Origin of the sequence: Ancylobacter radicis, from assembly GCF_018449475.1 — a bacterium.
Taxonomy (GTDB): domain Bacteria; phylum Pseudomonadota; class Alphaproteobacteria; order Rhizobiales; family Xanthobacteraceae; genus Ancylobacter; species Ancylobacter radicis.
In genome coordinates, this window is sequence record NZ_JAHCQH010000017.1 from 240,032 (window position 1) to 265,706 (window position 25,675).

A 25,675-nucleotide genomic window follows, 5' to 3' on the forward strand; every position below is an offset into this window, starting at 1 on the left:
GATGATCGGGATCGGCTGCGCCATCCTGATCGCAGGAGCCGTTTATCTGGGCGGCGACCTGATTGCCCCGGTGGCGTTCGCGTTGTTCATCATGGCGCTGGTCTGGCCGCTTCAGGCCCGGCTGCAACGCCGAATGCCGCAATTGCTGGCGCTGCTTCTCACGCTGATCGTGACCCTCGTCGTGCTGGCCGGCCTGTTCTCGCTGACGCTGTGGGGCTTCGGCAAGGCGGCGCAGTGGCTGATCGCCAATGCCGGGCGCTTCCAGACGCTCTATGCCGAAGCCGCCGGCTGGCTGGAAGGGCATGGGCTCATCATCGCCGGCAGCATGGTCGAGACCTTCAATGTCGGCTGGATGATCCGCTTCCTGCAAAGCGCCGCCGCGCGGGTCAACGGGATGCTCGGCTTCGCGGTGCTGACCGGCATCTATGTGATGCTCGGCCTGCTGGAAATAGACGTGATCCGCCGCAAGCTGGCGGCGGGCGAGGCCGGGGAGAATGGCCGGCGCGTACTCGCCGCCTGCACCGAGACCGGGGCGAAGCTGCGCCGCTATATGGGCGTACGCACCGTGGTGAGCCTGTGCACGGGCCTTGCCGTCTGGGGCTTCGCCACGCTCGCCGGGCTCGACCTCGCAATCGCCTGGGGCGTGATCGCCTTCGTGCTCAACTACATTCCCTTCATCGGCCCGCTGCTGGCGACGCTGATGCCGACGCTGTTCACCATGGCGCAGTTCGAATCCTGGCAGATGGCGATCGCCGTGTTCGCCGGCATGAACATCATCCAGTTCCTGTCCGGCAGCTATATCGAGCCGCGCATCGCCGGGCGGGCGCTCGCGGTCTCGCCCTTCATCGTGCTGCTGGCGGTGTTCGTCGGGGCCTTCATGTGGGGACTGGCGGGGGCCTTTATCGGCGTGCCCATCGTCATCGCCGCGCTGACGCTGTGCGAGCAGTTCGAGGACAGCCGCTGGGTGGCGCGCCTGCTCTCCGGCGCGCCGCCGGCGGCCGGTTGAAGGAGCAACATCATGCTGCGCAAGCTGAGAACGATCCTGAGGCTGCTGGTCGTCGCGGTGGTGCTGGTGTTCGTCACCTTCATCGGCACGCGCATCTATTACGCCCAGAGCGGCGCCCCGCTGGAGCCGTGGCACACCTTCATCCCCCATGAGCTGAGCATCGCCGAGCTGGATGGCGCGGACTGGGCGGCTTATCTCGCCGCCGAGGAACGGGCCTTCACGGAGGTGCAGCGCGAGGTGGTGCAGAAGCTGCCGGAGGATGAGCGCATTCCCTCGAACCGCTATTTTGAGGGCAGCGTCGTCTACCCGCCGCATCTGCCACGCGACTGGAACCGCTCCTACACGCTGGAGCCGGAGGGCGCGCCCAAGGGCGCCGTCGTGCTGCTGCATGGCCTCACGGATTCGCCCTACAGCCTGCGCCATGTCGGCCAGCTCTATGCCGCCGCCGGCTATGCGGTGGTGGCGCCGCGCCTGCCCGGCCATGGCACGGTGCCGGCGGGGCTCACCGAGGTGACCTGGGAGGACTGGCTCGCCGCCACCCGCCTTGCCGTGCGCGAGGCCCGGCGCCGCGCAGGGGACACCGGCCAGCTTCACATTGTCGGTTTCTCCAATGGCGGGGCGCTGGCGCTGAAATACGCGCTCGATGCGCTGGACGATGCCCAGCAGCCGCGCGTCGACCGGCTGATCCTGATCTCGCCGATGATCGGCATCACCTCCTTCGCCCGCTTCGCCGGGCTCGCCGGCCTGCCGGCGCTGCTGCCCGCCTTCGCCAAGGCGGCCTGGCTGGGGGTGATCCCGGAATTCAACCCGTTCAAGTACAATTCCTTCCCGGTCAATGGCGCGCGCCAGTCGCACCGGCTCACCGCGGCGTTGCAGGACTCCATCGCGCGGCGGGCGCGGGCGGGCGGTCTGGGTGATCTGCCGCCGGCGCTGACCTTCCAGTCGGTGATGGACTTCACCGTCTCGACGCGGGCGATCGTCAACGCCTTTTACGGGCTGCTGCCGGACAATGGCAGCGAACTGGTGCTGTTCGACATCAACCGCGACACCAAGCTGGGGCCGCTGCTGCGCGCCACGACCTATGACGCGCTCACCCGCACCCTGCCGGCGGCGCCGCGCAGCTTCGAGAGCACCATCATCACCAATGTCGCCGGCAATGACGCCGTGGTGGAGCGCACGACACCGGCCGGCGCCACCAGCGAGAGCGAGCGCCCGCTCGGCCTGACCTATCCGGGCGACGTCTATTCGCTCTCCCATGTCGCCCTGCCCTTCCCGCCCTCGGACGGGCTCTATGGCTCGAACCCCGACCCGGCGGACAATCAGGGGCTGGAACTCGGGGCGATGGCGGTGCGCGGCGAGCGCGGGGCGCTGATCGTCAATCTCGACGCGCTGGTGCGCATGTCGTCGAACCCGTTCTACGCCTATATGGCCGAGCGTATCGCCGCCGATATCGGCGCGCCGCTGCCCACCCGGACGGCGGCACCCCCGGCGGGCGGCGCGCCGAGCCCGCTGGTGGACGAGGCGCTGCCGGTCGAGCCGCCGCCGCCCTCGCCGGCGCCCTGAGAGGAGCGCGCGACAAGGGCCACAAAGGCGCCCAACAAAAAGGCCGCGTCCCTGCCGGGCGCGGCCTTTTCGGACTTGAGCAGAGGCCAGGGCGTCCGCCGGATCAGTTCGGCAATCAGTTCGCCGTGGCGGCGCCGATGACCGCACCGGTGCCGGCGCCGATCGCCGCGCCGACCGCCGCACCCGTGCCGCCGCCGGCGATGCCGCCGATGATGGCGCCCGCGCCGCCGCCGATCAGCGCGCCCGTGCCGGCGCGGCGCTCGGTCGTGGTGCAGCCGGCCACCGCCAGCGCAAGAATGGAAAAGGCGGCGATCTTGACGGCAACAGACTTGGACATGGACGAATCTCCTACGGGAACTCCGTACCTGCTTAACGGTAGCAGGCTGCCCTTACAATCGAGTTCATGGATGCGGTGCGGCAAAGCCGGGCGAATACGAAGGACGTCCGCCGTTTTTCTCGACCTTTAGCCTGCCGGAAAACTGAACTACTTAGTTCACCTCCCCCGACCCGAAAGCCCCCTGTCCGACAGGCGGGTTGAGACGGAGAGCGGGACCCTGTAACGCTAGGGCGCGTGGGCCGCCGGGCTCCGCCACAGGAACCTCATCTTGGCGCACCGCACCGACCAGCACCTCGCCCGCCGACGCAACACCGCGCTCCGTCTGGTCGCGCTGCTGCTGATGGGCGATCTCGCCGCCTGTTCCAACCGCCCGGTGGGCGTGCTGACCCCGGTCGAGGCGGCCGCGCCGGAAGCGACCCGCGTGCCGATGCTGGTGGCGACGACGCGGGCGCGCTCCGACGACCCCGCCATCCTGTTCACCGGCGAGCGCGGCGAGAAGGTCGCGCTGACCGCTTTCACCGTCTCGATCCCGCCCGATGACGTGCGCAAGATCGGCGAGGTGCAGTGGCCGCGCCGCCTGCCGGCCAATCCGCGCACCGATTTCGCCACGCTCGACGTGACGCCGCTCGACGGCAGCGGCGCCGCGAAGCAGTGGCTGGACAAGCACCTGCCGCCCGGCGGGCGGGTGCTGATCTTCGTGCATGGTTTCAACAACCGGTTCGAGGATGCGGTCTACCGCTTCGCCCAGATCACCCATGATTCCGGCTCCAAGGTCGCGCCGGTGCTGTTCACCTGGCCCTCGCGGGCGCGGGTGTTCGACTATCTGTTCGACCGCGAGAGCACGATCTTCTCGCGCGATGCCTTCGAGGAAACGGTCTGGCAGGTGACGCGCGACCCGCGCGTCAAGGACGTGACCATCATGGCCCATTCCATGGGGGCCTGGCTCGCCATGGAAGGGCTGCGGCAGATGGCGATCCGGCGCGGCAGCCTGCCGACCAAGATCAGCAATGTCATCCTCGCCTCGCCCGATGTGGATGTGGACGTGTTCGCCACGCAATGGCGGGCGCTGGAGCGACCGCGGGCGCGCTTTACCCTGTTCGTCTCACGCGATGACCGGGCGTTGCAGGTGTCCAGCCGGATTGCCGGCGGCATCGACCGGCTCGGCCTGATCAGCGCACAGGACCATTACCGCGATCTGGAGAAGTCCGGCATCGTGGTGATCGACCTCACCGCCATGCGCTCGGGCGACGCGCTCAATCATGGGCGCTTCGCCTCCTCGCCCGAAGTGGTGCAGCTTATCGGCCAGCGTCTGGTGAACGGCCAGACGGTGACGGATTCCAATGTCAGCCTCGGCGAGCGCATCGGCGTCGCCGCCATGGCGGCGGGCGAGACGGTCGGCGCCGCCGCGGGCCTTGCGGTCAGCGCCCCGCTGATGGTGATCGATCCCGCGACGCGCCAGAATTACGGCGCGCAGATCGAGGAATTCGGGCGCTCGGCGCAGGAGACCGTGCGCGACCCCGCCGCCGACTGACGGCGGGGTCGCGACGGCGCTCGGAGGCGCTCAGCGGGCGCGCACCCAGCGGCCCGGCTCATATACCCAGCGGCCACGGCGCAGCACCCAGCGCGGGCCGGCATAAACAAAGCCGCGCCGCGCTTCCTCCCAATGGCCGGGCACCCACACCCAGCGGTAGCGCGCCGACCAGTTCCAGTGGCCGGGCACCCAGACATAGCCCCGGCGCGCGGCCGGACGCGGCTCGCGGCGCGGCGGCGGCGGCGGGCCGGGCGGAACGGCACCAGGGGGCGGCGGCGCCGGCTGCGCCTCGGCCGCGGGAAGCAGCGACAGGCCGAGCGGGGCGGCAAGGGTGGCGCTCAGCAATCCTTTGACGAGAGAACGTCGGGAAATCATGCGGATAGTCCTTGGACCGGGGCAGAGTCAGGGTCAGCCGGCGATATAGCCGATGACCACGGCGTTGATAATGTCGATGAAGAAGGCGGAGACCAGCGGCAAAATGATGAAGGCCTGCGGGGCAGCCCCATGCACCTTGGTCACGGTCGTCATGTTGGCTATCGCCGTCGGCGTGGCGCCGAGGCTGATGCCGGTGAAGCCGGCCGCGATGACGGCGGCGTCGTAGTTCCGTCCCATGGCCGGGAAGACGGCGAAGATGATGTAGAGGACGGCGACCGCCGTCTGCACCGCCAGCACCAGCAGCAAGGCGAGGCCGAGCCCGCCCAGGGTCCAGAGCTGCATGCTCATCAGCGACATGGACAGGAACAGGTTCAGCGAAAAATCCGAGACCAGCGCCAGGGCGCGCGTGCGTGTTGGCCAGTGCAGGGCCGGCAGCAGGCGGGGTACCGTGTTGGTCAGCACGATGGCCACCAGCAGACAGATGACGAAAAGCGGCAGCTTCAGCGCCACTTCCTCCATCAGTTCCTCAAGGCCGTAGCCGATCAGGATCGCGACGTTCAGGACCAGCACGGTGCGCAGCAGGCTGACATGGCTGATGTCCTCGCGCAGCGGCGCGCCGCGGTCCGGCACGCCCACCACGTCGACCCGCGCGCGGGGACCGTGCAGCCGGTGGCGCGCGATGAGGAAGCCGGCGATCGGTCCACCGGTGACGCTCGCCACCACGAGGCCCAGCGTGGCGGTCGCGATCCCCACCTCCAGCGCATTGGGCACCTGAAAACGCTCGGCGATGACCGGCGCCCACGCGATGGTGGTGCCGTGCCCGCCCACCAGCGAGGCCGAGCCGAGGAACACGGTGAGCCCTTCGGGCAGGCCGAGCGCGGTGACGCCCGCGGCTGCGACCACGTTCTGGAGCAGCAGATAGACTACGGTGAGGGCGAGGAGAACGAGCAGCGGCCGCCCGCCGGAGACCAGATCGTCGAGCCGGGCGTTGAGCCCGATGCCGGTGAAGAAATAGAGCAGCAGCATGTCACGCGCCTGAAGCGCGAAGCTGATCTCGATCCCGAAGAAGCGATAGGCGGCGAGGGTCGCCAGGGCGGCGAGCAGCCCGCCGGTCACCGCGACCGGGATGTTCAACGCGCGCAGCAACGGAATGGCGCGATTGATGCCCTCGCCGGCGAAGAACACCAGAATGGCGAGGGTGAAGCTCAACAGTCCCGGCGTCTCGATGCTGGTCATCATCCCCCCATCCGCCCCTCGGGCGGCTATTCCCCGGACCTCTTGTGCCGCAGGCCGCCGCTCGCGGCAATGTGCTGCCAATTCACGCCGTAACGGCGTATGATGACACCCGCACCACCGGACGGATAATGATCCGGTGGGCGTCCGGGAGACATGCCATGCAGACGATGCGCCTTACCCTGCGCCTTCTCGCCATTGCCGCCTTTTCCGCGCTCGCCGTCAACGCCGCCGCCGCGCAGGAGCCCGGCGCCGACGCGACGTGGAAGGAGCTGAAGCCGGATGTGTTCGGCGAACAGGCGATCACCGAGGCGAGCCCGCTGGTGCGGCTCACCGCACCCGGCCGGGCCGAGGATGCCGCCATGGTGCCGGTGGAAGCCGAAGTGATGCTGCCGGCCGGCGATCCGCGCACGGTGAAGAAGCTCACGCTCATCGTCGACGAGAACCCGGCCCCCGTCGCCGCCACCTTCAGCTTTGGCGGGCAGCGCCACGATGTGACGCTCGGCACGCGGCTGCGGGTCAATTCCTACAGCTATATCCGCGCCGTCGCCGAACTCTCCGATGGTTCGCTGCACATGGTCGCGCGCTATGTGAAGGCGTCGGGCGGCTGCTCGGCCCCGGCGCTGAAGGACGAGGAACAGGCGCTGAAGAATCTCGGCCAGATGAAGCTGCGCGTGGTGGAGGATGGCAAAGCCGGCGACGCCACGCAGGCGAGCCGGCTCTCAAAGCTGCAACTGATGATCCGCCACCCCAATTATTCCGGCCTGCAAATGGACCAGGTGACGCGGCTCTACATCCCCGCCAAATTCGTCGACAATATCGAGGTGCGTCAGGGCGAGGATCTGGTGTTCTCCATGGTCGGCGGCATCTCGCTGAGCGAGGACCCGGCGATCCAGATTTCCTACGAGCCCACCGGCAAGGAAATCGACGTACACGCCGCCGACACGGATGGCCGCAAATTCGAGAGCGAGCTGAAGCCGGCGGGGTGAAGCGGGACGGGTCGCCGCCGCGCGCTCGAAAGCGAGAAGCGACCTCCGATCGCGACAGATGGTGAGCCGAAGGGCGGGGATGTCAGCTCGGCCCGGCCAGCTGGGCGCGTCGCTCGGGCGCGCTTTGGCGCCCTGGCCCGGCCGGTGTAATCGGCACACACCCTTTAGAACAGATCAATATAGGTTGAGCGCGGTCGACACAATTGCGCTACGATGTTACCCCTACATACTGACAATGGGCGATTGGCGGAAGCTGAATTGTCCATATTACACTCGTTTACAAGTGAACTTCTAAGGACACATCATGTGCCGCGTCTGCATCGGAACCCTCTTCACCCATAAGAGCCTCTATAGCGGCTGGCCCGCCGCCCCGGCTGCTTGGCGTGACGGGCCCTCGCGCCGCAGCTTCATGGCCTTCGCCGGCGCAGCGGCGGGCGTAGCAGGATTGACCCTGCCCGGTGACCGCGCCGCCGCGCAGGCGGCCGGGGGAGCCGACATGATCTTCCAGGGCGGCACGATCATTCCCCTCGGCGCCGCCGGCGCGCAATCGGTCGAGGCGCTGGCGGTCAAGGGCGGGGCGATCCTGGCGGCTGGCTCCGCCGCCGATATCGCCGGACTGAAAGGCGCCTCGACCAAGATCATTGATCTGGACGGACGCACGCTGCTGCCCGGCTTCATCGACCCGCATCAGCATAGCTGCTTCGTGGCGCTGTTTTCCGAGCTGCTGGCCGATGTCGGCTACACCAACTACCCGACCCGCGCCGAGCTGATCGGCAGCCTCAAGGCACTCGACGCGAAGCTGCCGGCGGGCGAATGGCTGCTCGCCTATGATTTCGACAATCTGCTGCAAGGCGGCGATCTGTCGATGGCCGAGCTGGACGGCGTGTCGAAGGATCGGCCGATCCTCGTCTGGTACATCAACATGCATGACGGCGCGGCCAATTCCGCCGCCTTCAAGATCGCCGGCATCACAGAGGATGTCGGCATGCTGCCGGGCGGCGGGCATTTCGGGCGCGGCCCGGACGGCAAGCTGAACGGGCTGATCTATGAAGAAAGCGCCATGCTGAAATTCGTCTCGCATGGCCTGCCCAAGATCACGCCGGCGATTTTCACCAAGGCGATGACCGACTATTTCAAGATGAGCGCCGCGCTCGGCAATACGGCGACCCATGAGCCGGGCACCATACAGCCGGACTGGATCGACGGGCTGGTCAAGCTGACCGCATCGGGAACCGGTCGTCTGAGCGCCAGCCTGATGTATGACGACATGGCCGGCGGCGATGCCTACAAGGCGCTCGGTCGCGGCGCCAAGGCGGCGCTGTTCCCCGATTGCCGCTTCTCGCTCTACGGCATCAAGATCATCGGCGACGGCTCCAACCAGACCAAGACCGGCGCGCAGACGATCCCCTATCTCGGGGGTACCGATAAGGGCCAGCCCAATTATGCGCCGGACGAACTGAAGACCATGGTGGCAGCCACAAAGGCGGCCGGCTGGCCGGTGCAGATCCACTGCAATGGCGACTTCACCATCGACAATGCGCTCGATGCCATCGAAGCCGGCTATGGGGCCAATCCGTCGACCGGGATCAACCGCATCGAGCATTGCACCATGGTGCGGCCCGACCAGCTGGTGCGGATGAAGAAGCTGGGTGTCGAGCCGAGCTTCCTGATGAACCATGTCTATCTCTACGGCGCCGCCTATCGCGACCAGCTTTTCGGGCCGGAGCGGACGGCGTTCATGGACCCGGCGGGGGCCTGCGTGACGGAGAACCTGCCTTTCACCCTGCACACGGACGGGCCCTGCTCGCCGCTCGGCACGCTGCGCCTCGTCCAGACGGCGGTGACGCGGCGCTGCGCGATCGACAATTCCATCATCGGTCCCGACCAGAAGATAGCCGTGCTCGACGCGCTGCGAGCGGTAACCTCGGCGGCGGCGGCGGCGCAGATCGGTCAGGGCGACCGGCTCGGCACGCTGGACGCGGGCAAGCAGGCGGATCTGGTCGTGCTGGAACAGGACCCGTTCAAGGTCGCGCCCGACGACATCATGAAGATCAAGGTCTCGCAGACCTGGGTCGGCGGCGAGAAGATCTTCGGCTGAGGCCGCATCCCCGGCGGGCTATGCCAGGCATCGGCCCGCCGGCCGACGCCGAACGGTTCGGCGTCGCTCGCGGCATGCGAGCGACGCCATCAGGCGCGCCGATCACCCGCCTCAATAGAAGCAGGTGACTTCCGCCTCGGCCTGGGCGCGGCGCAGATCCGCCACCATGTCGCGGAACATGCCGGTGGAGCGGAAGACTTCCGCCTGCTGGCCGGCGACCTGGCCGACGCTGAGGATGGTCTCGGCCTCGACATATTTCTCATAGGGCAGGATGGTCGCGATGGTATCGATCGAGCAGGAGCACTTCTCCAGCGCCTGCCGGCTCTGGCCGTTCGCCGCCATGCAGCCGAACACATAGTCGGCGCGGGCGACTGTCGGGTAGTCATTGACCAGCCCGGCGCCGGGCAGGACCACCGGGGCGGGACGGCTGGCGCCGGCAGCCACCGGGGCCATGGTGGAGGCATCGGCCGGCGCGCCACCGGACGACTGCGCGGCGGCGGCGCCCGCTCCCAGAGCGACACTCAAAACAAGGGCGGCAATGATGCGCATGGTTTCCTCCCGGCCGCGCTTTCGGCGGCTCGTTTGTGGCGGCACTATGGGACGGGCGGGGTCGCCCCCGCCGATGTGGAACCCGTCAGCGTCAGGCTGGTCTCGATGATGTTGGACGCGCCGTCCTTGGCGGGCGTGACGACGCGGATGGCATAGAGCCCGCCCGGCACCTCGTCGGAGAACAGGAATTCGTAGCGGCGCTGGGCCAGTTCCTGGAGCTTGTCCTTGTTCGGGTCCTCGGCGAAGGGCCGCATGATGAGCTTCCAGCCGTCCACCGTCTTGCCGCCGAATTCGAAGCGCGTCGGCTCCACCGTGCCGCTGGCGAGGTGCTCGCGCAGCCGGTTGCGCAGATAGAACGGGCTGCCCTTGCTGAGCTGCGCCATCTCCTTCACGTCGCGCTCCAGCAGCACGAGGGAAATCGGGTTGCCGTTCATGGTGGGGAACGGGCCGGCCTCGCTCTCGCGTGCGCCGCGATGGATTTCCACGCTGGCGATGCGTTTGGTGGTGTCATCGGCCGGGGCCGTCACCTCCATGTCGATGGTCTCGTCGAAACCCTCGCCGAAATCCGCCTTCGCCGTGACGTGCTTGTAGACATAGTTCAGCGTGGTGCCCGGCGCGACGCGCGACAGATAGGGCGCTTCGAAGAAAATCTCATTGCCCGTGGGGGCCGCGTGAGCGGCGCCGGCGAGCAGCGTGGCGGCGAGGATCAAGGCAAGGCGCCGCATCGGGCGTTACTCCCGTCAGTTTCTAGTTATTGCGGTCCGGCACGCTGTAGCGCCGGTAGTCATATTCGGCCTCGCCGGTGGCGGCATCCGCCTCGGCCAGCGCCAGAAGATGGGCGTGCAGGGGTGATTTGTGGCAGGCGGGATCGGTCGCGGCGGCGTCCCCGGCGATCGCCATCGCCTGGCAGCGGCAGCCGCCCCAGTCGACTTCCTTGCGCTCGCAGCTCTGGCACAGCTCCGGCATCCAGTCGGTGCCACGAAACGCGTTGAAGGACGGCGCGTTCAGCCAGACATCGCTGAGCGAATGATCGCGCACATTCCAGAAATCGAGGTTCGGAATGGTCTCGGCCGCGTGGCAGGGCAGCACCCGGCCCGAGGGCGTGACATTGAGCGACTGCCGGCCCCAGCCATTCATGCAGGGCTTGGGATATTTGGCGTAATAGTCCGGCACCACGGCGTCGATGGTGAGCCGGCCCTTGAGCCGCACGCGGGCTTCCTCCACCACGTCGAGCGCCCAGAACACCTGGTCGCGCGTCGGCATCAGCGCCCCGCGATTGCGCAGCGCCCAGCCATAATATTGCGAATGGGCGATTTCGATGCGCTTGGCGTCGAGTTCGAGCGCCAGTTCGATGAAGGCCGGGATCTGGTGGATGTTGGCGCGGTGCACCACCGAATTGACGGTGAGCGGCAGGCCGAGCCGGCGCACCTCGCGCGCCACGGCGAGCTTCCTCTCATGCGCGCCGCGGAAGTTCGAGACCTTGTCGGTCACCTCCGCCGTGGCGCCCTGGAAGGAAAGCTGCACATGGTCGATGCCGGCATCCGAGATGGATTGCAGCCGCTCGGGCGTGACGCCGACGCCGGCGGTGATGAGGTTGGTATAGAGCCCGACCTCGACGCAATGGCGGATCATCTGTTCGAGATCGCGCCGCGCGGTTGGCTCGCCGCCGGACAGGTGAACCTGGAGCACGCCGAGCTTGGCCGCCTCCGAGAAGACGCGCAGCCAGGTCTCGGTATCCAGCTCGACATTGCGGCGGTCGAGCTCCACCGGATTCGAGCAATACGGGCATTGCAGCGGGCAGCGATGGGTCAGCTCGGCCAGCATGCCATAGGGGATGGGTGGTGCCGGGCGGGGGGAGAGTGTCGCCTCGCTCACCAGTTCCTTTGCCTTGTCGACGAGATCGGTGATGACGTTCATGACGCGGCATCCCCGATGACCGCCGGGCGCAACTCCACCATGCCCTTTTCGGCGAGTCCGGCGAGGAAGGCGTCGACATCCGTCGCCACGCGGTCGCGATCGACGGTGAAGGCGCTCGCCAGCTCATCGACGATGACGTCGATGGAACGGGCGCCGTCGACCCTCTTGAGAATCTCCACCGCGACCGGATCGGGATTCAGCACCCGCTCCGGGGCCAGCAGCACCCACTGGCCGCGCGCATCGTCGTGACGCAGCCGCACGCCGCGCGCGAGCTTGGGCACATCGGTCGCGGCGAAGGTGGCGGTCATCGCGTCTCCTTGGGCACGAAGGCGCCCGGATAAGCCATTTTGGGCTCGACATAGGCGAAGTACAGCGCGTCGAGCTGCACCCAGAGCACATCGCATTTGAATTCGAGGGCGCGGATGGCGGCCTCCTGCTGCTCCGGCGTGCGCGCGTGGCGCTTCACATAATCGAGCGCGAAATCCGCGTCGCGCGGCGCCTCGGTGAGACGCTTGTCGAAATAGGCCAGCGTCTCCTTCGAGACGAAATCATAGTTCTTCAGCATGCCGGCGACACGCTCGCCGATGATGCCCGGCGAGAACATCTCCGTGAGCGAGGAGGCGATGGCCTCCAGCAGGCTCTTTTCGCGCACGAAATGCACATAGGCATCCACCGCGAAGCGGGTGGCGGGAAGCAGGCCGCGCAGCGAGGTGACGTAATCGCGGTCGAGCCCGACGCCATCGGTGAGCGTCAGCCAGCGGGCAATGCCGCCCTCGCCCTCGTGATTGCCGTCATGGTCGATGATGCGCTGGCGCCAGGCGCGGCGCAGCTCCGGCTCCTCCATGCGGGCGAGGATCGAGGAATCCTTCACCGGGATCATCGCCTGATAGTAATAGCGATTGAGCGCCCAGGCCTGCACCTGCCCGAAGCTCAGCTTGCCGTCATGCAGCAGCCGGTGAAACGGGTGAAGGCTGTGATAGCGGCGCTTGCCGACATCGCGCAGCCGCGCCTCGAGTTCCTCGGGCGACATCAGCGTGGTCATAGAACAATCTCCATCCCGTCTTCGGCGATTTCCCACCCGGCCCGGTTGGCCGTGACGCGCTCGGGCGAGCCGTCGATCAGCACCGGGTTCGTATTGTTGATATGCACGTAGATGCGCCGGCCGATATCGAGGCCGGCCAGAGCCGCCATCGAGCCTTCGTCGCCCGACATGCTCATATGACCCATGCGCTTGCCGGTCTTGGTGCCGACACCGGCCTGCACCATCTCGTCATCGCGCCAGAGCGTGCCGTCGAAGAACACCGCATCGGCGCCAGCGAGGCGGTCGCGCAGGGCGTTGGTCATGGTCGCGCAGCCAGGAATATACAGGGCGCGCCGGCCGCCGGCCTCGATTTCGACGCCGATGGTCTGCTCACCCTCGATATCGGTCACGAGGGCGCCCGTCTGTGCTTCCTCGGTCTTTTCCAGATAGAGCGCGATCTTGCCCGGAACCGGGAAGATGGTCGCCGTGACCCCTTCGACCAGTTCAAACGAGGCGCCCAGCTCCACATCGCGGCGGGCCACCACATCCTCGGCGAGGACGTCGAAGGCGCTGCTGGCGCGCAGCACGCGATGGATGGCCGGGGTGGCGAACAGGGTGAAGGGCTGCGCCTCGCGCAGGCTCAGCAGCCCGGCGACATGGTCGATATCGCCATTGGTCAAAAGCACGGAGGCCACCGGCGAATGCCGGCGGCCTCCTCGCGGATGCAGTGCCGGCACAGCTTGAATTTGCGTCACTATTTCAGGGGCGCAGTTCACCAATGCCCACCGCTCGCCATCCGCACTGACCGCCAGGGACGACTGGGTCCGGCGGCGGACACGGGGATCACCATCCCAAGCGAGGGTGCAAACCGGACATCGGCAGTTCCATTGGGGAAAGCCCCCGCCGGCTGCCGAGCCGAGGACAGTGAGATGCAGGCGGGACGCGGAATTAAGCATGGATACGCCGTTCCCGCGCCGCCCGCGCCTCAGGCTCAGAAATCAGCCGGGAAATAGGCGTTGACTTCCATGCCGACGCAGACTTCGACGATACGAGGAGTGTTCCAGGCCATAACTTCCTCCATGTAATTTTGCTTCCATTTACTTCATAAGAAGATCATAAGAAGCAGTTGATTTTACGGCTTAATTAGCCGCATGAGTGATTGTGGTGTCTGTTTCTTTTTTCGTCAAGTAAGCCTTCACACAACTGTGTAGGCACACATAATACCAGAACACATACGCGCGAGACCAGTTCAGGCCACGCCCGGCTCGAACATGAATCCCCTGCCGCGCACGGTGACGATCATCTGCCCGCCCTCCGCCGTGGCTTCGGCCAGCTTGTGCCGGAGATAGCCGACATAAACGTCGACGACGTTCAGCGACGCCCCGCCATGGCCGGCCCAGAGCGCGGCGAAAATGTCCGCCCGCGCCAGCGGCTCGCCGGCATGACGCATCAGCAGCGCCAGCAATTCCACCTCGCGCTCGGTGAGGCGTACCCTTGTGCCGCCGATCTGCGCCTGCCGCGTGTCGAGGTCGAGCGTGACCGGCCCGGCGGTGAGCACGCGCTGCTCCTCCTCGCCATTGGAGCGCCGCAGCGCCTGCACCTTCACCCGCGCCAGCAACTCCTCGAAGGCGAAGGGCTTGATGATGTAATCGTCGGCGCCGGCCAGCAGGCCCTCGGTGCGCTCATTCACGCTGGAGCGGGCCGAGAGCATGATGATCGGCGCCGTCTGGCCGCCAGCGCGCAGCGCCCGGCACACCTCGATGCCCGAGCGGCCGGGCAGCATCACGTCGAGGATGATGGCTTCCAGCGGTTTGCCCGTGGCGGCGCGCAGCGCCTCCTCGCCGTCTCCGACCAGTTCGACCTGATAGCTCTCCGACGCGAAGCCCCGCCGGAGCAGCGAGCCGATGTCGGGGTCGTCCTCGACGATCAGAATGGTCATTGCGCCGCCTCCAGATTGATGTCGGGCACGCGGGCCGGCAGGCGCACGATCACGCAGGTGCCGCTCGGCGCATGTTCCCCGGTACTGCTCTCGATGTCGATCCGGCCGCCATGCCGGTCCACGATCCATTTGGCAAGGGCCAGCCCGATGCCGAAGCCGGTGCCCTCGCGCCCCTCCCCCTGCCCGCGCCAGAACCGCTCGAAGACATGGGGCAGATCCCGCGCCGGAATGCCGGTGCCACGGTCGCGCACGCGGATCACCATGGCGTCGCCGTCGCGGGCGGCTTCAAGCCGCACCGGCTGGCCGGGCGTGGAATGGCGCACCGCGTTGGCCACCAGTCCGTCGAGCACCTGCCGCAGCCACTCGCGGTCGGCCTCCAGCGCGAGGCCGTCACCGGCGCAGACCACCTCCAGCGGCAGTCCCGCCGCGCGGGCCACCGGCAACATGCTCTCGCGCACATCCTCCAGCAGATCGGCGACGAGGAACGGCCGGCGCTCCAGCTCGATCTGGCCGCTCTCCGAGCGGGCGATGCGCAGCAGGTCCTCGACGCGCCGGTGCAGCCGGCGGGCGCGGTTCTGGATCACCAGCAACGCCGCGCGCAGATCCTCCTCGCTCGGACGCCCGCCGCGCAGCGTCACCTCCGCTTCGCCGAGGATCACGGTGAGCGGGGTCCGCAGTTCATGGCTGACATCGGTGAAGAAGCGGCGCCGGGCGAGATCGACATTTTCCAGCCGGACATTGGCCGCGCGCAGCTCCGCGGTGCGGGCATCGACGATTTCCTGAAGCCGGCGCTGGTCGGAGATCAGCCGCTGCTCGCGCCGGGCGAGATGAGCGGCCATGCGGTTGAACCGCGCCATGGCAAGGCTCAGCTCGTCATGGCCGGTGACCGTCAGGCGGGTATCGGAACGCCCCTGCGCGATGGCGGCGGCGGCGGTCGCGACATCGGCGACGCGCTGCACCAGCGAGGAGCCGAGCCGGTGATAGATGAAGATGGAGGCGACAAAGGCCAGCAGCACGCCGGCCAGCCCCCAGCGGATGACGCGCCCGCGCAGGTCCTGCACCGCGAGCTGGGCGGCGCGGGCATCGGTGCGCTCCTCCTCCATAGCCTGGCTCAGCGGCGCGCCGAAGCCGGCGGCGAACACATCGAGCGCGACGCGCACGCTGGTGGACGGGTCCGGCCCGGAAAGGGCCGTGGTGATCTGCCGGTCCATCACCTCGAAATGGGCGTGCAGGCGGGCGACGGTGCGGCTGCGCGCCGCCATCAGCGTGCGCTGCTCCTCGTCGCCATAGCGCATCACATCATTGGCGAGCGCCATCTCGAAACGATGGAAGGCGGCCAGCGTGGCCGCCCGCGCGGCACCCAGCGCCTCCTCGCCCCGCGGGCCGGGCTGCTGCGCGGCCTGAAGCGAGATCAGCGCGTAATCGCCGATTCGGCCGGAGATCGAGGACAGCAATTCCAGCCGGCTCTGCGCCGAGACGAGGCGGTCCAACTGGTTGTTGGTCGTGCCGAGGGCCGCGACCAGAAGTGCGGCGGAAGCGGCCGTCACCAGCACGGCAACCGCGAGCAGCAGCGCCATGCGCGTGCGCAGCGAGGAAAACAGGACCCGCCCCATGCCTTTGCCCGAATCCCCGCCTTGCCCCGAATCCCGGCCAGAAAGACATCACCAGCCGACGCAGCGAACCTGCCGCAGCGAGAATGATTCCATGGACGCTGCCCCAGCGCACGCTGCGACGCAGCAGAGCGCGGGCGGCACGGTCAAGGTGGAAGGCTGAAGGCGGGCCTCAGATGTCCTGGCCGGCCTTCCCGGGAGGCGCACAGCGCCACTTCAGCACCTTCCACTTGGGATGGGTGCCGCTCCACTCGGCGATCACCGGCAGCGCGCTCATCATGCATTGCGCCGGTACACCGGTGGATTCGAGGCTGACCGACAGCGCCTCTTCCCGGCAGGTGCCGGGGCTGGCGATCAGGCAGATAGACAGGATCAGTTCCATGCAGCAGGTCCTCTGGCGTGAGACACGGATCCCGGGCGCTTCCTTTCTGTGTCCGGGAACGTTCTCGATCGCGTTTCCGGCCCTGCTGCGGTGCAGCAATTCTTGGACCAGTTTAGCGGATGCTGCCTATACGCAGCAACCGGGGGATGAGTTCAGCTTGCGGTCGCCAAAAGATTGAGCTGCCGGACCGGGGAGTGCTCACGGCTTGCCCATGGCGCGTTCTTCCGCATCGGCGGTGCCGGGCGGAGGCCTTTTGACGCGCCCCGCCGGAAAGCGGCGACCTGCGTCGGGCGAGCCGAAGAATCCCTTGCAGTTAAAGGCGAAGCAAGCCTAGTCTCTGCCCCGTAACGTGTCTGGTCGTGCTATCGGGCCAACCGGTTTGGTGACCCAAACGCTGCAACAAAGATAGCCGGGACATTGATGGAGGGCATTCCCAGCCCTCATTCATGCAACCCCGTTCCTGGGAGGAATTACATGGCCAAGATCAATAAGGTGATGATCGGCGAGTCGCTCGTCGGCGACGGCAACGAAGTTGCCCATATCGACCTGATCATCGGACCGCGCGGCAGCGCGGCGGAAAGCGCCTTCCTCAATGCGCTGACCAACAACAAGGACGGCTTCACCTCGCTCCTCGCGGTGGTGACCCCGAACCTGCTCGCCAAGCCCAACACGATCCTCTTCAACAAGGTTACCATCAAGGACGCCCGTCAGGCCGTCCAGATGTTCGGACCGGCGCAGTACGGCGTCGCCAAGGCGGTCGTGGACAGCGTCGCCGAAGGCGTGATCCCGGAAGAAGAAGCCGACGACCTGTACATCTCGGTCGGCGTGTTCATCCACTGGGAAGCGGCGGACGACGCCAAGATCCAGCAGTTCAACTATGAGGCGACCAAAGAGGCGCTCAAGCGCGCTGTCGAAGGCTCGCCGTCGGTAAAGGAAGTGCTGGCTCAGGCCGGCACCGCCAAGCACCCCTTCGCCGCCGCTTAGATCGGAAGCAACCCTGGGCAGAAAACACCACCGCCCGCGGCCCCTACCTATCCGAAGGGCCTGCTCCAGCGGTTGGCTGCGATCTTTCTGAACAAGTGACATCGGCGTGCCGGCGTGACTTGAGCGATGGAGATGGCGGGCAGTCCGCCCTCTCCCTACCGCCGACTTTCTCCCAAGCCCGGAGCTTTCGCTCCGGGCTTTTTCATGTCGGAACCCTTGCCCGGAGCCTTCGCTCCGGGCTTTTCAAGTTCGGACGTCAGGGCGGGTTCAGCCGCGCGGCGTTGCCGGCTCGGTCCGCGGGATGATCCCCATGCGGATGAGGAAGGCGTCGGCCAGTGCCGGCGAGGCGCGCTCGCGCAGCCCGAGCGTCACCTTCACATCCCGCGCTACGGTGGCGGGACTGCCCTCTAGCAGAACGATGCGGCTCGCCAGCGCCACCGCCTCGCGCGGGTCATGAGTGACGAACATCACGCTCGCCGGGCGGCGGGCCAATAGCCGGCGCAGCAACTCGCGCAACCGCTCGGCGGCGGGCTGGTCGAGCGAGACGAAGGGCTCATCCATCAGCAGCACGTCCGGCTCTATGGCAAAGGCGCGGGCGAGCGCGGCGCGGCGCTGCTGGCCGAGCGAGAGCCGCTCGGGATAGGCGCTCGCGAGTTCGGCGAGCCCCACCTCCTCCAGCATGCGCCGCGCGCTCGTACGGGCAGCCATCCCCTCGCCCAGCGGCAGGGCGACGTTCTCCAGCACCGTCCGCCAGGGCAGGAGACGCGGATTCTGGAAGGCATAGGCAATGCGCGGATTCGCCGTACCGAAGCGCACCGCGCCGCGATAGGTGTCGTCCAGACCGGCGGCGATGTTGAGCAGCGTCGTCTTGCCGAGCCCCGAGGACCCGAGCAGCACGAGGAACTCACCCGCCGCCACATCGAGGCGAAAATCGCGAAAGATCTCCCGCGCCGGCGTGCCGGTTCGGGCGGGATACCGCTTCTCGGCGATGTCGAGGGTGATCGCGCTCATCGCCGCCACCCGTTGGCCCAGCGTTCCCAGGGCTGGAGAAGGCCCATCTCGATGATCTGCACCACCACGGTGAAGGCGAGCGCATAAGCGAGCACGGTCGCCACGTCGAACATCTGGAACGCTGTCTGCAACTCGAAACCGACGCCGTTGGAGCGGCCGAGCAGTTCCACCACCAGCACGATCTTCCAGGTGAGCGCGAGGCCCGAGCGGGCGCTGGCGGTGAAGAAGGGCACGAGCTGCGGCAGAGTCACATGGCGCAGCGTGCGCCAGCGCCCGAAACGATAGACCCGCGCCATCTCGTCAAGATCACGCGAGAGGGCGGCCGCGCCCTCGCGCATCGTCACCGCCACATTGGGGATCTTGTTGATCGACACGGCGGTGATCGCCGCCGCTTCGGTGAGGCCGAACCAGACATAGCAGAGGATGATGACGACCAGCGCCGGCAAATTGAGCAGTACGATCACCCACGGCCCGAACAGCTCGTTCAGGCGGGGCGAGCGGCCGAGCGCGATGCCGAGGGCCGAGCCGATCGCCATGGCGATGAAGAACGCCGCCGCCACCCGCGCCAGCGTGATGGCGATGTTGCGCTGAAGCGCCCCGCCCTCCGCCGCCCGCTGCATCGCCGCCAGCACGGCGGCCGGGCTCGGCAGCAACGGGGACGCCGCCCAGAGCGCCGCCCCCTGCCAGACCAGCAGCAGCGCGAGCAGGGACGCTGCCGTCATGCCGAGGCGAGAGGCGGTGGACACGAGCGCCCTACTCCCCGATCGGCGCGAAAAGCGCGCGGTCAAAGCGCGGGCTCTGCCCGACCAGATCCGCCCCGCCAAGCTGCGCCAGCACCGCAAACAGCTTGTCGCAGGAGGCGCGCTCGGGCTCGCCGAAACTGCCGGGAATGCCAGCGCGGTAATAGTCGCGCAGCCGGGTGAACTCCGCATCGTCGGCCGCCTGCATGATCGGGCGGATGCGCGTCCAGGCGTCGTCCGAGGTGGCGAGCACCGTGTTCGCCGCCGCCGCCGCGCGCAGGAAGCTGGCGAGGACGGCGCCCTTCTCGCCCATGATGGCGGTGCGCCAGACATAGCCGACCAGCGGCGGAGACGGGTCGATGCCGAGGCCGGTGACGACCTCCTTCATGTCGAGCAGGCGGCGGAAGCCGCGCGCGTCGAGCCGCGCGGCATAGGGCCAGAAGGTCAGCACGGCATCGACACGGCCGAGCGCGAGCTGTTCGCTCACCAGAGGCGCGGCGCCATAGACCGGCTCGCATATATCGATGAGGTCGGCACCGAGCCTCGCCTTGGCATAGGCGCGCAGCAGCAGCCAGCTCTTGTCCACCGCCCCGCCGGCCACGCCGAGCTTGCGGCCCTTGAGATCGGCCAGCGTCTTCACCGGCCCGTCCGGGGCCACCATCAGCGCGCCCAGCGCCGTTGAGAAGGGGGCAAAGCGCATGGGCTCGCCATCGTTGAGGCGACGCATGGCCCAGAGCCAATCGCTGACGATGAGGTCGATATCGCCCGCCTGCAGCGCCACCGTGGTCGCCTGACCGCCGGCGAAGTTGACGCTCTCAAGCGCGAAACCCTCGCGGGCATCGAGCTTCTCGGCGCGGATGGTGTCGAGCAGCCAGTTGAGCGTGCCGAATTTCAGCGTGCCGACCCGCAGCTTCGGCAGCGCGGGCTGCGCCGTGGCGCGCGTGGCGAGCGGCGCCAGCGCGGCGGCGGCGAGCAGCGCGCGGCGCGTCAGCGCGATGGAGGGGATCATGGGGCGGCCTTTCCGGTCATCGGCGGATCGAGCAATCGGTTGCGCACCAGATAGGAGATCCCCCGCGCCCAGGATTCATCCGTGTTGTTGCGAATGTCGGCGCTGCCGGCGCGCAGCACGGCGCCGGTGGCCACGTCGCGCACCTGGAAATTGATGTTGAGGATGAGGTTGGAGACCTTCTGCACGAGGCCGATCACCTCGATATCGGCGCCAAGCGCGCGGGCGATCGGCAATTCGCAGCCATTGCAGTTGCGCAGCGGCGCCGCCTCGGTAAGCGCCGCCTGCTGGGGCGCGAGATCGACCACCTGATAGCCGGCCGCCGTGAGACGGGCGCGGACATCCGCGCTGATCTGCGCGAGGCGGCGCATTTCCTCGGGTTTGGGACCACGCGGATCAAACTCGCCGCTGGTATCCAACAACTCGAAATCAAACACCGCCACGCGCGTCGCCGCCTGGGCGGGGGCCACAAGGGCGGCGCTCACCAGCCCGACCGTCAGCAGCATGAGGGCGCCGATCCGCGACAGCTCTGTCATTCCCTGGCCTTCCGATGGTGCCGGCACGTCGCCCGAACAGCCTGACTGGCTGATCGAGGAACCCGTCTCCGGCTTATGGCGCGGGAACGCCGCTCCCGGCCTCGTTTCCGGTCTCCGGCGCGGCGTCTCGCGGGTGGCGATCATATCGTCTGGAATCTTGCCCGCAATAGCCGGGAAAAAGTTCCCGAATTTATACGTCACGTATAGTGAGATCATCAACAATAGTTCATATTCTTATTAAATTCTTATGTTATCTAATGTGTTGAATACTTCGATATGTCTGCTTAGACTTTTACCCGACGGCATAGAAAAGTTCCGAGAACGTCAGCCGTGGGATGGAAACGCCAATGAGATCGAGGGCTCGCGCCGCCGCCACGGCGCTCGTCGTCTTTGCTTGCGCCGCCCTGCCGGCCGCAGCCCAGAACGCCACGCCGCCCGCCGGCGCGCCGGCGGCCCCCCCGCTCGCGGCCAAGCCGGCGGCCGCCATCGCGCCCGAGCAGACCTTCCGCATCGGGGTGATCCGCCAGATTCCCGAGCCGCCGCCCTGGATCGCCCCGCTGCAGATGCCGCCGGACAATCTCGGCATCGCCGGCGCCGAACTCGGCATCAAGGACAATCTGACCAGCGGGCGCTTCCTCAAGCTCGACTACAAGCTGGCCACCGAGACCGTGCCGACCGATGGCGATCCGCTGCCGGTGGCGCAGAAACTGGTCGAGGACGGCAACCGCTTCCTCCTGCTGGATGTGCCGGCCGAGCAGCTTCTGCGCATCGCCGACGCGCTGAAGGACAAGGACGTCCTGCTGATCAATGTCGGCGCGACCGATGACCGCCTGCGCATGGCCGATTGCCGGGCGAACGTGTTCCACATCGCGCCGAGCCGGTCGATGCTGACGGACGCGCTGGCCCAGTTCCTCGTCACCAAGCAATGGCGCAACTGGTTCCTGATGGTCGGGCGCACCGATGCCGACAAGCTTTATGCCGAGGCGGTGCGCCGCTCGGCCCGGAAGTTCGGCGGCAAGATCGTCGCCGAGAAGACCTGGGATTATGGCCCGGATGCCCGCGCCACCGCGCAGTCGGAAGTGCCGCGCGGCACGCAGGTCGGCGAGTACGACATGCTGATCGTCGCCGACGAGCTGGGCGAGTTCGGCGATATCCTGCCCTACAATACCTGGCTTTCCCGGCCGATCGCCGGCACGCAGGGGCTGATGCCGCTCTCCTGGCACCCGACCATGGAGAACTGGGGCGCCTCGCAGCTTCAGAGCCGTTTCTTCAAGCTGTCCAACCGCCTGATGCAACCGCTGGACTTCCAGATGTGGGAGGGCGTGTTCGCCATCGGCTCGGCGAGCCTGAAGACGCGCTCCAGCGACACGGCCAAGGTGCGTGCGCAACTGCTGGCGCCCGATTACGACCTGCCGGTCTTCAAGGGCGTGGCGGCCAGCTTCCGCGACTGGGACCACCAGTTGCGCCAGCCGATCCTGCTGACCCACGCCACCAATACGGTGACGCTCTCGCCGCAGGCCGGCTTCCTGCACCAGTCCTCGCCGCTCGACACGCTCGGCTTCGACCGGCCGGAGACGACGTGCACGTTCAAATGAACAACCGCGCCAGAACAATAATCGCCTGGAGGAACCGATGAAACGCCACCTGCTGCTTTCCGCCAGCCTCGCGCTCGGCGGACTCCTGATGGCCGACGCCCTGCCGGCGTTCGCCCAATCCCGCGCCTTCATCTCCAATGAGCGCGATCACACCATGACCGTGCTCGACATGGACACGCTGAAGGTGATCGAGACGGTGAAGACCGGCCGCCGGCCGCGCGGCATCACGGCGAGCCCGGACGGCAAGCTGATCTATGTCTGCGCCTCCGACGACAACCGCGTCGAGGTTTATGACGCCAAGACGCTAAAGCTGGTGAAGACGCTGCGCTCGGGGCCCGACCCGGAACTGTTCGTGCTGCACCCGTCGGGCAACCCGCTCTACATCGCCAACGAAGATGACAACATGGTCACGGTGGTGAATGTCGAGAATAACGACCTGATCGCCGAGATCCCGGTCGGCGTCGAGCCGGAAGGCATGGGCATCAGCCCGGACGGCAAATACATGGTCAATACGTCCGAAACCACCAACATGGCCCATGTGGTGGACACGGCGACCAATGAGATCATCGAGAACATTCTCGTCGATTCCCGCCCGCGCATCGCCGAGTTCTCGGCCGACGGCAAGCAGCTCTGGGTCTCCTCCGAGGTCGGCGGCACCGTGTCGGTGATCGACCCGGCGACCTGGAAGATCATCAAGAAGATCTCCTTCAAGATCCCCGGCGTGGCCGATGATGCCATTCAGCCGGTCGGCGTGCGTATCACCAAGGACGGCTCGAAGGCCTTCGTCGCGCTTGGCCCGGCGAACCGCGTGGCAGTCATCAATCCGAAGACGCTGGAAGTGGAGAAATATCTCCTCGTCGGCCAGCGCGTCTGGCAGCTCGGCTTCACGCCGGACCAGAAATTCCTGATCTCGACCAACGGCAATTCCAACGACGTGTCGATCATCGACGTCGCCGCCGAGAAGGTCACCAAATCCGTGACGACCGGCCGCGCCCCCTGGGGCGTCGTGGTCGTCCCGTAGGTCCCGCTTTTCCCATCAAGAACACCACGCAATTCGGAGGATCCGCCATGAAGATGCATCTCGCCGCCACCCTCGCGGCCACGCTCGCCCTCACCGGCGCCGCCTATGCCAAGGGCGACCTGACGCTGAAGCCGGTCGAACTGCCCGAGCTCACCGTCGGCACCGGCAATGCCGGCTTCGGCGTCTCGCAGACGACCTATGAGCTGGAGACCGGCAAGGCCTATACGCTGACCGTCAAGTCGACCGGCAAGAAGGAATGCGCCTGGCAGGCGCCGGGACTTTTCCAGTCGATCTATCTGCGCAAGGTCGAAGCCGGCGGCATGGAGATCAAGGCGATGACCCTCACCGAGCTGGAGTTCGAGGAGGAGGGCGAGGCCGAAATGTTCTTCGTGCCGATCAAGCCCGGCACCTTCGCCTGGTTCTGCAAGGGCATGGAAGAGCGCGGCATGAAGGGCGAGTTCATCGTCAAGTGAGCTTGCCGGCCACACTCTCCTCGTGACACCTTCATCCCCGGCCTTGCGCCGGGGATTTCCTTCAGTGGACCGGACGACGCGATGACGGCCCTGCCCATGCCGGAACTGCCGGGATCGCTCCCCCTCGGAAGCGCACCCGCCCTCACCGTCAACCACGTCACCCACGCCTTCGGCGCCCGCAAGGCGCTGGACGATGTGAGCCTCTCTGTGCCGACCGGCAGCTTCACCGCCCTGCTCGGCCCCAATGGCGCGGGCAAGACCACCCTCTTTTCCCTCATCACCCGGCTTTACGACAACCGCACCGGCCGCATCGACGTGCTGGGCCATGATGTGCGGCGCGCGCCCGCCGCGGCGCTGAGCAAGCTTGGCGTGGTGTTCCAGGCCCGCACGCTCGATCTCGAACTGTCCGTGGTTCAAAACCTGCTCTATCACGCCACCCTGCACGGCATGGGTTTTGCCGCCGGGCGGCGCCGGGCGCTGGAGGTGCTCGCGCAGGCGGGCCTCGCCGACCGGGCCGGCGACAAGGTGCGCCGCCTCTCCGGCGGGCAGATGCGCCGGGTCGAGATCGCCCGCGCGTTGATGCACCGCCCGAGCCTGCTGCTGCTCGACGAGCCGACCGTCGGCCTCGATATCGCCTCGCGCGCCGCGCTGGTGGCGCAGGTGCGCGCGCTGGTGGCGCAGGAAGGCATCGGCGTGCTCTGGGCGACCCATATCATCGAGGAAATCACCGCCACGGATCGGATCGTCGTGCTGCATCGCGGCCGCATCCGCGCCGAGGGCGCCCATGACGCCGTGCTGGCGCAGGCCGGTGCCGCCGATGTCTCCGAGGCATTCCTCACGCTGGTCGGCGATGGGCCGGATGCGGGAGCCGCGGCATGAGCGAGGCCCCGCGCCCCTTCCGCCTGTCGCTCGCCGGCTATGCGATCTGCATGGCCGGCATCTGCTGGCGCGAGGGGCTGCGCTTTCTCAACCAGCGCGGCCGCTTCCTCTCGGCGCTGGTGCGCCCGCTGGTGTGGCTGTTCATCTTCGCCGCCGGATTTCGTTCGGTGCTGGGCGTCTCGATCATCCCGCCCTATGACACCTATGTGCTCTATGAAGTCTATGTGACGCCGGGTCTGGTGGCGATGATCCAGCTGTTCAACGGCCTGCAATCCTCGCTCTCGATGGTCTATGACCGCGAGGTCGGGGCGATGCGCATCCTGCTGGTCAGCCCCTATCCGCGCTGGTTCCTGCTGGTCTCCAAGCTCGTCGCCGGCATCTGCGTGTCGCTGTTGCAGGTCTATGCCTTCCTCGCCGTCGCCTGGTTCTGGGAGGTGGAGCTGCCGCCGATCGGCTATCTCGCGGTGGTCCCGGCGCTGCTGCTCTCCGGGCTGATGCTCGGCGCCATGGGGCTGCTGATGTCGTCCGTGTTCCGGCAGATGGAAAACTTCGCCAGCGTGATGAACTTCGTCATCTTCCCGATGTTCTTCGCCTCCTCCGCCCTCTACCCGCTATGGCGGGTGCAGGAGAGCAGCCTCGTCCTGTGGTGGATCTGCACCTTCAATCCGTTCACCTATGCGGTGGAACTGATACGCTTCGCGCTCTACGGTCAGTTCAATCCTCTCGCCGCGCTGGTGGTGGCGGGTTGCGCGCTTGTGTTCCTTGCCGCCTCGATCCTCGCTTATGATCCGTCCGCCGGCGTCATGGCCCGTCGCGGCGGGCCGGAAGACGCCAAATGAGCCGCGCTCAAGACGCGGCCGACAACGAAAAGCCCGGAGGA

Annotated in this window: 28 protein-coding genes; 11 read left to right on the plus strand and 17 right to left on the minus strand. The window is 67.2% G+C overall.

Translation table 11 applies throughout. The features are described from left to right. Position 1: 1 nt before the first annotated feature. Entirely contained in the window at positions 2-1,006 is a 1,005-nt protein-coding gene (locus KIP89_RS12925) for an AI-2E family transporter (protein WP_250152442.1), read from the plus strand. Positions 1,007-1,018: 12 nt separating this feature from the next. Continuing rightward, positions 1,019-2,569: an alpha/beta hydrolase gene (locus tag KIP89_RS12930; RefSeq protein WP_213755848.1), complete on the plus strand. Its 1,551-nt coding sequence runs from the start codon at positions 1,019-1,021 to the stop codon at positions 2,567-2,569. 115 nt (positions 2,570-2,684) lie between these two features. Here KIP89_RS12930 and KIP89_RS12935 read toward each other — a convergent pair whose 3' ends face one another. Next, positions 2,685-2,906, minus strand: coding sequence for a YMGG-like glycine zipper-containing protein (locus tag KIP89_RS12935; protein ID WP_213755849.1), 222 nt, complete (start codon positions 2,904-2,906; stop codon positions 2,685-2,687). 340 nt (positions 2,907-3,246) lie between these two features. Here KIP89_RS12935 and KIP89_RS12940 point away from each other — a divergent pair, with 340 nt between their 5' ends. After that, positions 3,247-4,437: an alpha/beta hydrolase gene (locus KIP89_RS12940; RefSeq protein ID WP_213756009.1), complete on the plus strand. Its 1,191-nt coding sequence runs from the start codon at positions 3,247-3,249 to the stop codon at positions 4,435-4,437. Positions 4,438-4,467: 30 nt separating this feature from the next. Here the strand turns inward: KIP89_RS12940 and KIP89_RS12945 are convergent, their stop codons facing one another. Together KIP89_RS12945 and gltS are read right to left on the minus strand one after the other, a co-directional pair. Then, entirely contained in the window at positions 4,468-4,812 is a 345-nt protein-coding gene (locus KIP89_RS12945) for a YXWGXW repeat-containing protein (RefSeq protein ID WP_213755850.1), read from the minus strand. 33 nt (positions 4,813-4,845) lie between these two features. Then, complete coding sequence (gene gltS, locus KIP89_RS12950; RefSeq protein ID WP_213756010.1) at positions 4,846-6,048, minus strand: sodium/glutamate symporter; 1,203 nt, start codon at positions 6,046-6,048, stop codon at positions 4,846-4,848. 158 nt (positions 6,049-6,206) lie between these two features. Here gltS and KIP89_RS12955 point away from each other — a divergent pair, with 158 nt between their 5' ends. Together KIP89_RS12955 and KIP89_RS12960 are read left to right on the plus strand one after the other, a co-directional pair. Next, on the plus strand, positions 6,207-7,034 hold the full coding sequence (locus KIP89_RS12955) for a quinoprotein dehydrogenase-associated SoxYZ-like carrier (RefSeq protein ID WP_250152443.1): 828 nt from the start codon (positions 6,207-6,209) through the stop codon (positions 7,032-7,034). A gap of 304 nt (positions 7,035-7,338) precedes the next feature. Further along, positions 7,339-9,132 carry an amidohydrolase gene (locus KIP89_RS12960; RefSeq protein ID WP_213755851.1) on the plus strand — a complete coding sequence of 598 codons (1,794 nt, stop codon included), beginning with the start codon at positions 7,339-7,341 and terminating at the stop codon, positions 9,130-9,132. Positions 9,133-9,243: 111 nt separating this feature from the next. Here the strand turns inward: KIP89_RS12960 and KIP89_RS12965 are convergent, their stop codons facing one another. The 10 genes from KIP89_RS12965 to KIP89_RS13010 form a co-directional block, all read right to left on the minus strand. Continuing rightward, a complete protein-coding gene (locus KIP89_RS12965; protein WP_213756012.1) occupies positions 9,244-9,585 on the minus strand; it encodes a hypothetical protein in 342 nt (113 codons plus the stop codon). Positions 9,586-9,725: 140 nt separating this feature from the next. Continuing rightward, a complete protein-coding gene (locus KIP89_RS12970; protein ID WP_213755852.1) occupies positions 9,726-10,406 on the minus strand; it encodes a hypothetical protein in 681 nt (226 codons plus the stop codon). Positions 10,407-10,428: 22 nt separating this feature from the next. Beyond that, complete coding sequence (pqqE, locus tag KIP89_RS12975; protein ID WP_369807157.1) at positions 10,429-11,556, minus strand: pyrroloquinoline quinone biosynthesis protein PqqE; 1,128 nt, start codon at positions 11,554-11,556, stop codon at positions 10,429-10,431. 38 nt (positions 11,557-11,594) lie between these two features. Next, positions 11,595-11,906, minus strand: coding sequence for a pyrroloquinoline quinone biosynthesis peptide chaperone PqqD (gene pqqD / locus KIP89_RS12980; protein WP_213755853.1), 312 nt, complete (start codon positions 11,904-11,906; stop codon positions 11,595-11,597). Continuing rightward, positions 11,903-12,640 carry a pyrroloquinoline-quinone synthase PqqC gene (gene pqqC / locus KIP89_RS12985; RefSeq protein ID WP_213755854.1) on the minus strand — a complete coding sequence of 246 codons (738 nt, stop codon included), beginning with the start codon at positions 12,638-12,640 and terminating at the stop codon, positions 11,903-11,905. The genes pqqD and pqqC overlap by 4 nt, the downstream gene beginning before the upstream one ends. After that, on the minus strand, positions 12,637-13,554 hold the full coding sequence (gene pqqB, locus KIP89_RS12990) for a pyrroloquinoline quinone biosynthesis protein PqqB (RefSeq protein ID WP_213756014.1): 918 nt from the start codon (positions 13,552-13,554) through the stop codon (positions 12,637-12,639). Before pqqB ends, pqqC begins: the two co-directional genes overlap by 4 nt. A gap of 56 nt (positions 13,555-13,610) precedes the next feature. Next, on the minus strand, positions 13,611-13,688 hold the full coding sequence (pqqA, locus tag KIP89_RS12995) for a pyrroloquinoline quinone precursor peptide PqqA (protein WP_170017992.1): 78 nt from the start codon (positions 13,686-13,688) through the stop codon (positions 13,611-13,613). Between the two features lie 180 nt (positions 13,689-13,868). After that, positions 13,869-14,558, minus strand: coding sequence for a response regulator transcription factor (locus KIP89_RS13000; RefSeq protein WP_213755855.1), 690 nt, complete (start codon positions 14,556-14,558; stop codon positions 13,869-13,871). Then, a complete protein-coding gene (locus KIP89_RS13005) occupies positions 14,555-16,171 on the minus strand; it encodes a sensor histidine kinase (RefSeq protein ID WP_213755856.1) in 1,617 nt (538 codons plus the stop codon). Before KIP89_RS13005 ends, KIP89_RS13000 begins: the two co-directional genes overlap by 4 nt. A gap of 169 nt (positions 16,172-16,340) precedes the next feature. Further along, the gene (locus KIP89_RS13010) at positions 16,341-16,550 is read right to left on the minus strand and encodes a hypothetical protein (RefSeq protein WP_213755857.1); all 210 of its coding nucleotides are present in this window, start codon (positions 16,548-16,550) and stop codon (positions 16,341-16,343) included. A 474-nt stretch (positions 16,551-17,024) separates the two neighbouring features. On the opposite strand from KIP89_RS13010, the gene fae reads away from it, so the two are divergent. Next, positions 17,025-17,534 (plus strand): formaldehyde-activating enzyme, encoded by a 510-nt coding sequence (gene fae / locus KIP89_RS13015; RefSeq protein WP_213755858.1) that lies wholly within the window; start codon positions 17,025-17,027, stop codon positions 17,532-17,534. 267 nt (positions 17,535-17,801) lie between these two features. On the opposite strand, the gene KIP89_RS13020 is transcribed toward fae, so the two are convergent. From KIP89_RS13020 to KIP89_RS13035, 4 genes are read right to left on the minus strand one after another with little or no spacing between them, the layout of a single operon-like run. After that, a complete protein-coding gene (locus tag KIP89_RS13020) occupies positions 17,802-18,545 on the minus strand; it encodes an ABC transporter ATP-binding protein (protein WP_250152447.1) in 744 nt (247 codons plus the stop codon). Next, on the minus strand, positions 18,542-19,291 hold the full coding sequence (locus KIP89_RS13025) for an ABC transporter permease (RefSeq protein WP_213755860.1): 750 nt from the start codon (positions 19,289-19,291) through the stop codon (positions 18,542-18,544). The genes KIP89_RS13020 and KIP89_RS13025 overlap by 4 nt, the downstream gene beginning before the upstream one ends. Positions 19,292-19,298: 7 nt before the next feature. After that, positions 19,299-20,294, minus strand: coding sequence for an ABC transporter substrate-binding protein (locus tag KIP89_RS13030; protein ID WP_213755861.1), 996 nt, complete (start codon positions 20,292-20,294; stop codon positions 19,299-19,301). Then, entirely contained in the window at positions 20,291-20,827 is a 537-nt protein-coding gene (locus tag KIP89_RS13035) for a DUF3280 domain-containing protein (RefSeq protein WP_213755862.1), read from the minus strand. Before KIP89_RS13035 ends, KIP89_RS13030 begins: the two co-directional genes overlap by 4 nt. Positions 20,828-21,174: 347 nt before the next feature. On the opposite strand from KIP89_RS13035, the gene KIP89_RS13040 reads away from it, so the two are divergent. The 5 genes from KIP89_RS13040 to KIP89_RS13060 all read left to right on the plus strand — a co-directional run bounded on the left by KIP89_RS13040 (position 21,175) and on the right by KIP89_RS13060 (position 25,634). Beyond that, the gene (locus KIP89_RS13040; RefSeq protein WP_213755863.1) at positions 21,175-22,422 is read left to right on the plus strand and encodes an ABC transporter substrate-binding protein; all 1,248 of its coding nucleotides are present in this window, start codon (positions 21,175-21,177) and stop codon (positions 22,420-22,422) included. 37 nt (positions 22,423-22,459) lie between these two features. Beyond that, entirely contained in the window at positions 22,460-23,443 is a 984-nt protein-coding gene (locus KIP89_RS13045; protein WP_213755864.1) for a PQQ-dependent catabolism-associated beta-propeller protein, read from the plus strand. A 47-nt stretch (positions 23,444-23,490) separates the two neighbouring features. Further along, positions 23,491-23,916 carry a cupredoxin domain-containing protein gene (locus tag KIP89_RS13050; protein WP_213755865.1) on the plus strand — a complete coding sequence of 142 codons (426 nt, stop codon included), beginning with the start codon at positions 23,491-23,493 and terminating at the stop codon, positions 23,914-23,916. A gap of 81 nt (positions 23,917-23,997) precedes the next feature. Next, positions 23,998-24,795 carry an ABC transporter ATP-binding protein gene (locus KIP89_RS13055; protein WP_250152448.1) on the plus strand — a complete coding sequence of 266 codons (798 nt, stop codon included), beginning with the start codon at positions 23,998-24,000 and terminating at the stop codon, positions 24,793-24,795. Beyond that, positions 24,792-25,634, plus strand: a complete 843-nt coding sequence (locus KIP89_RS13060; protein WP_213755866.1) for an ABC transporter permease — start codon at positions 24,792-24,794, stop codon at positions 25,632-25,634. Before KIP89_RS13055 ends, KIP89_RS13060 begins: the two co-directional genes overlap by 4 nt. Positions 25,635-25,675: the final 41 nt, after the last annotated feature.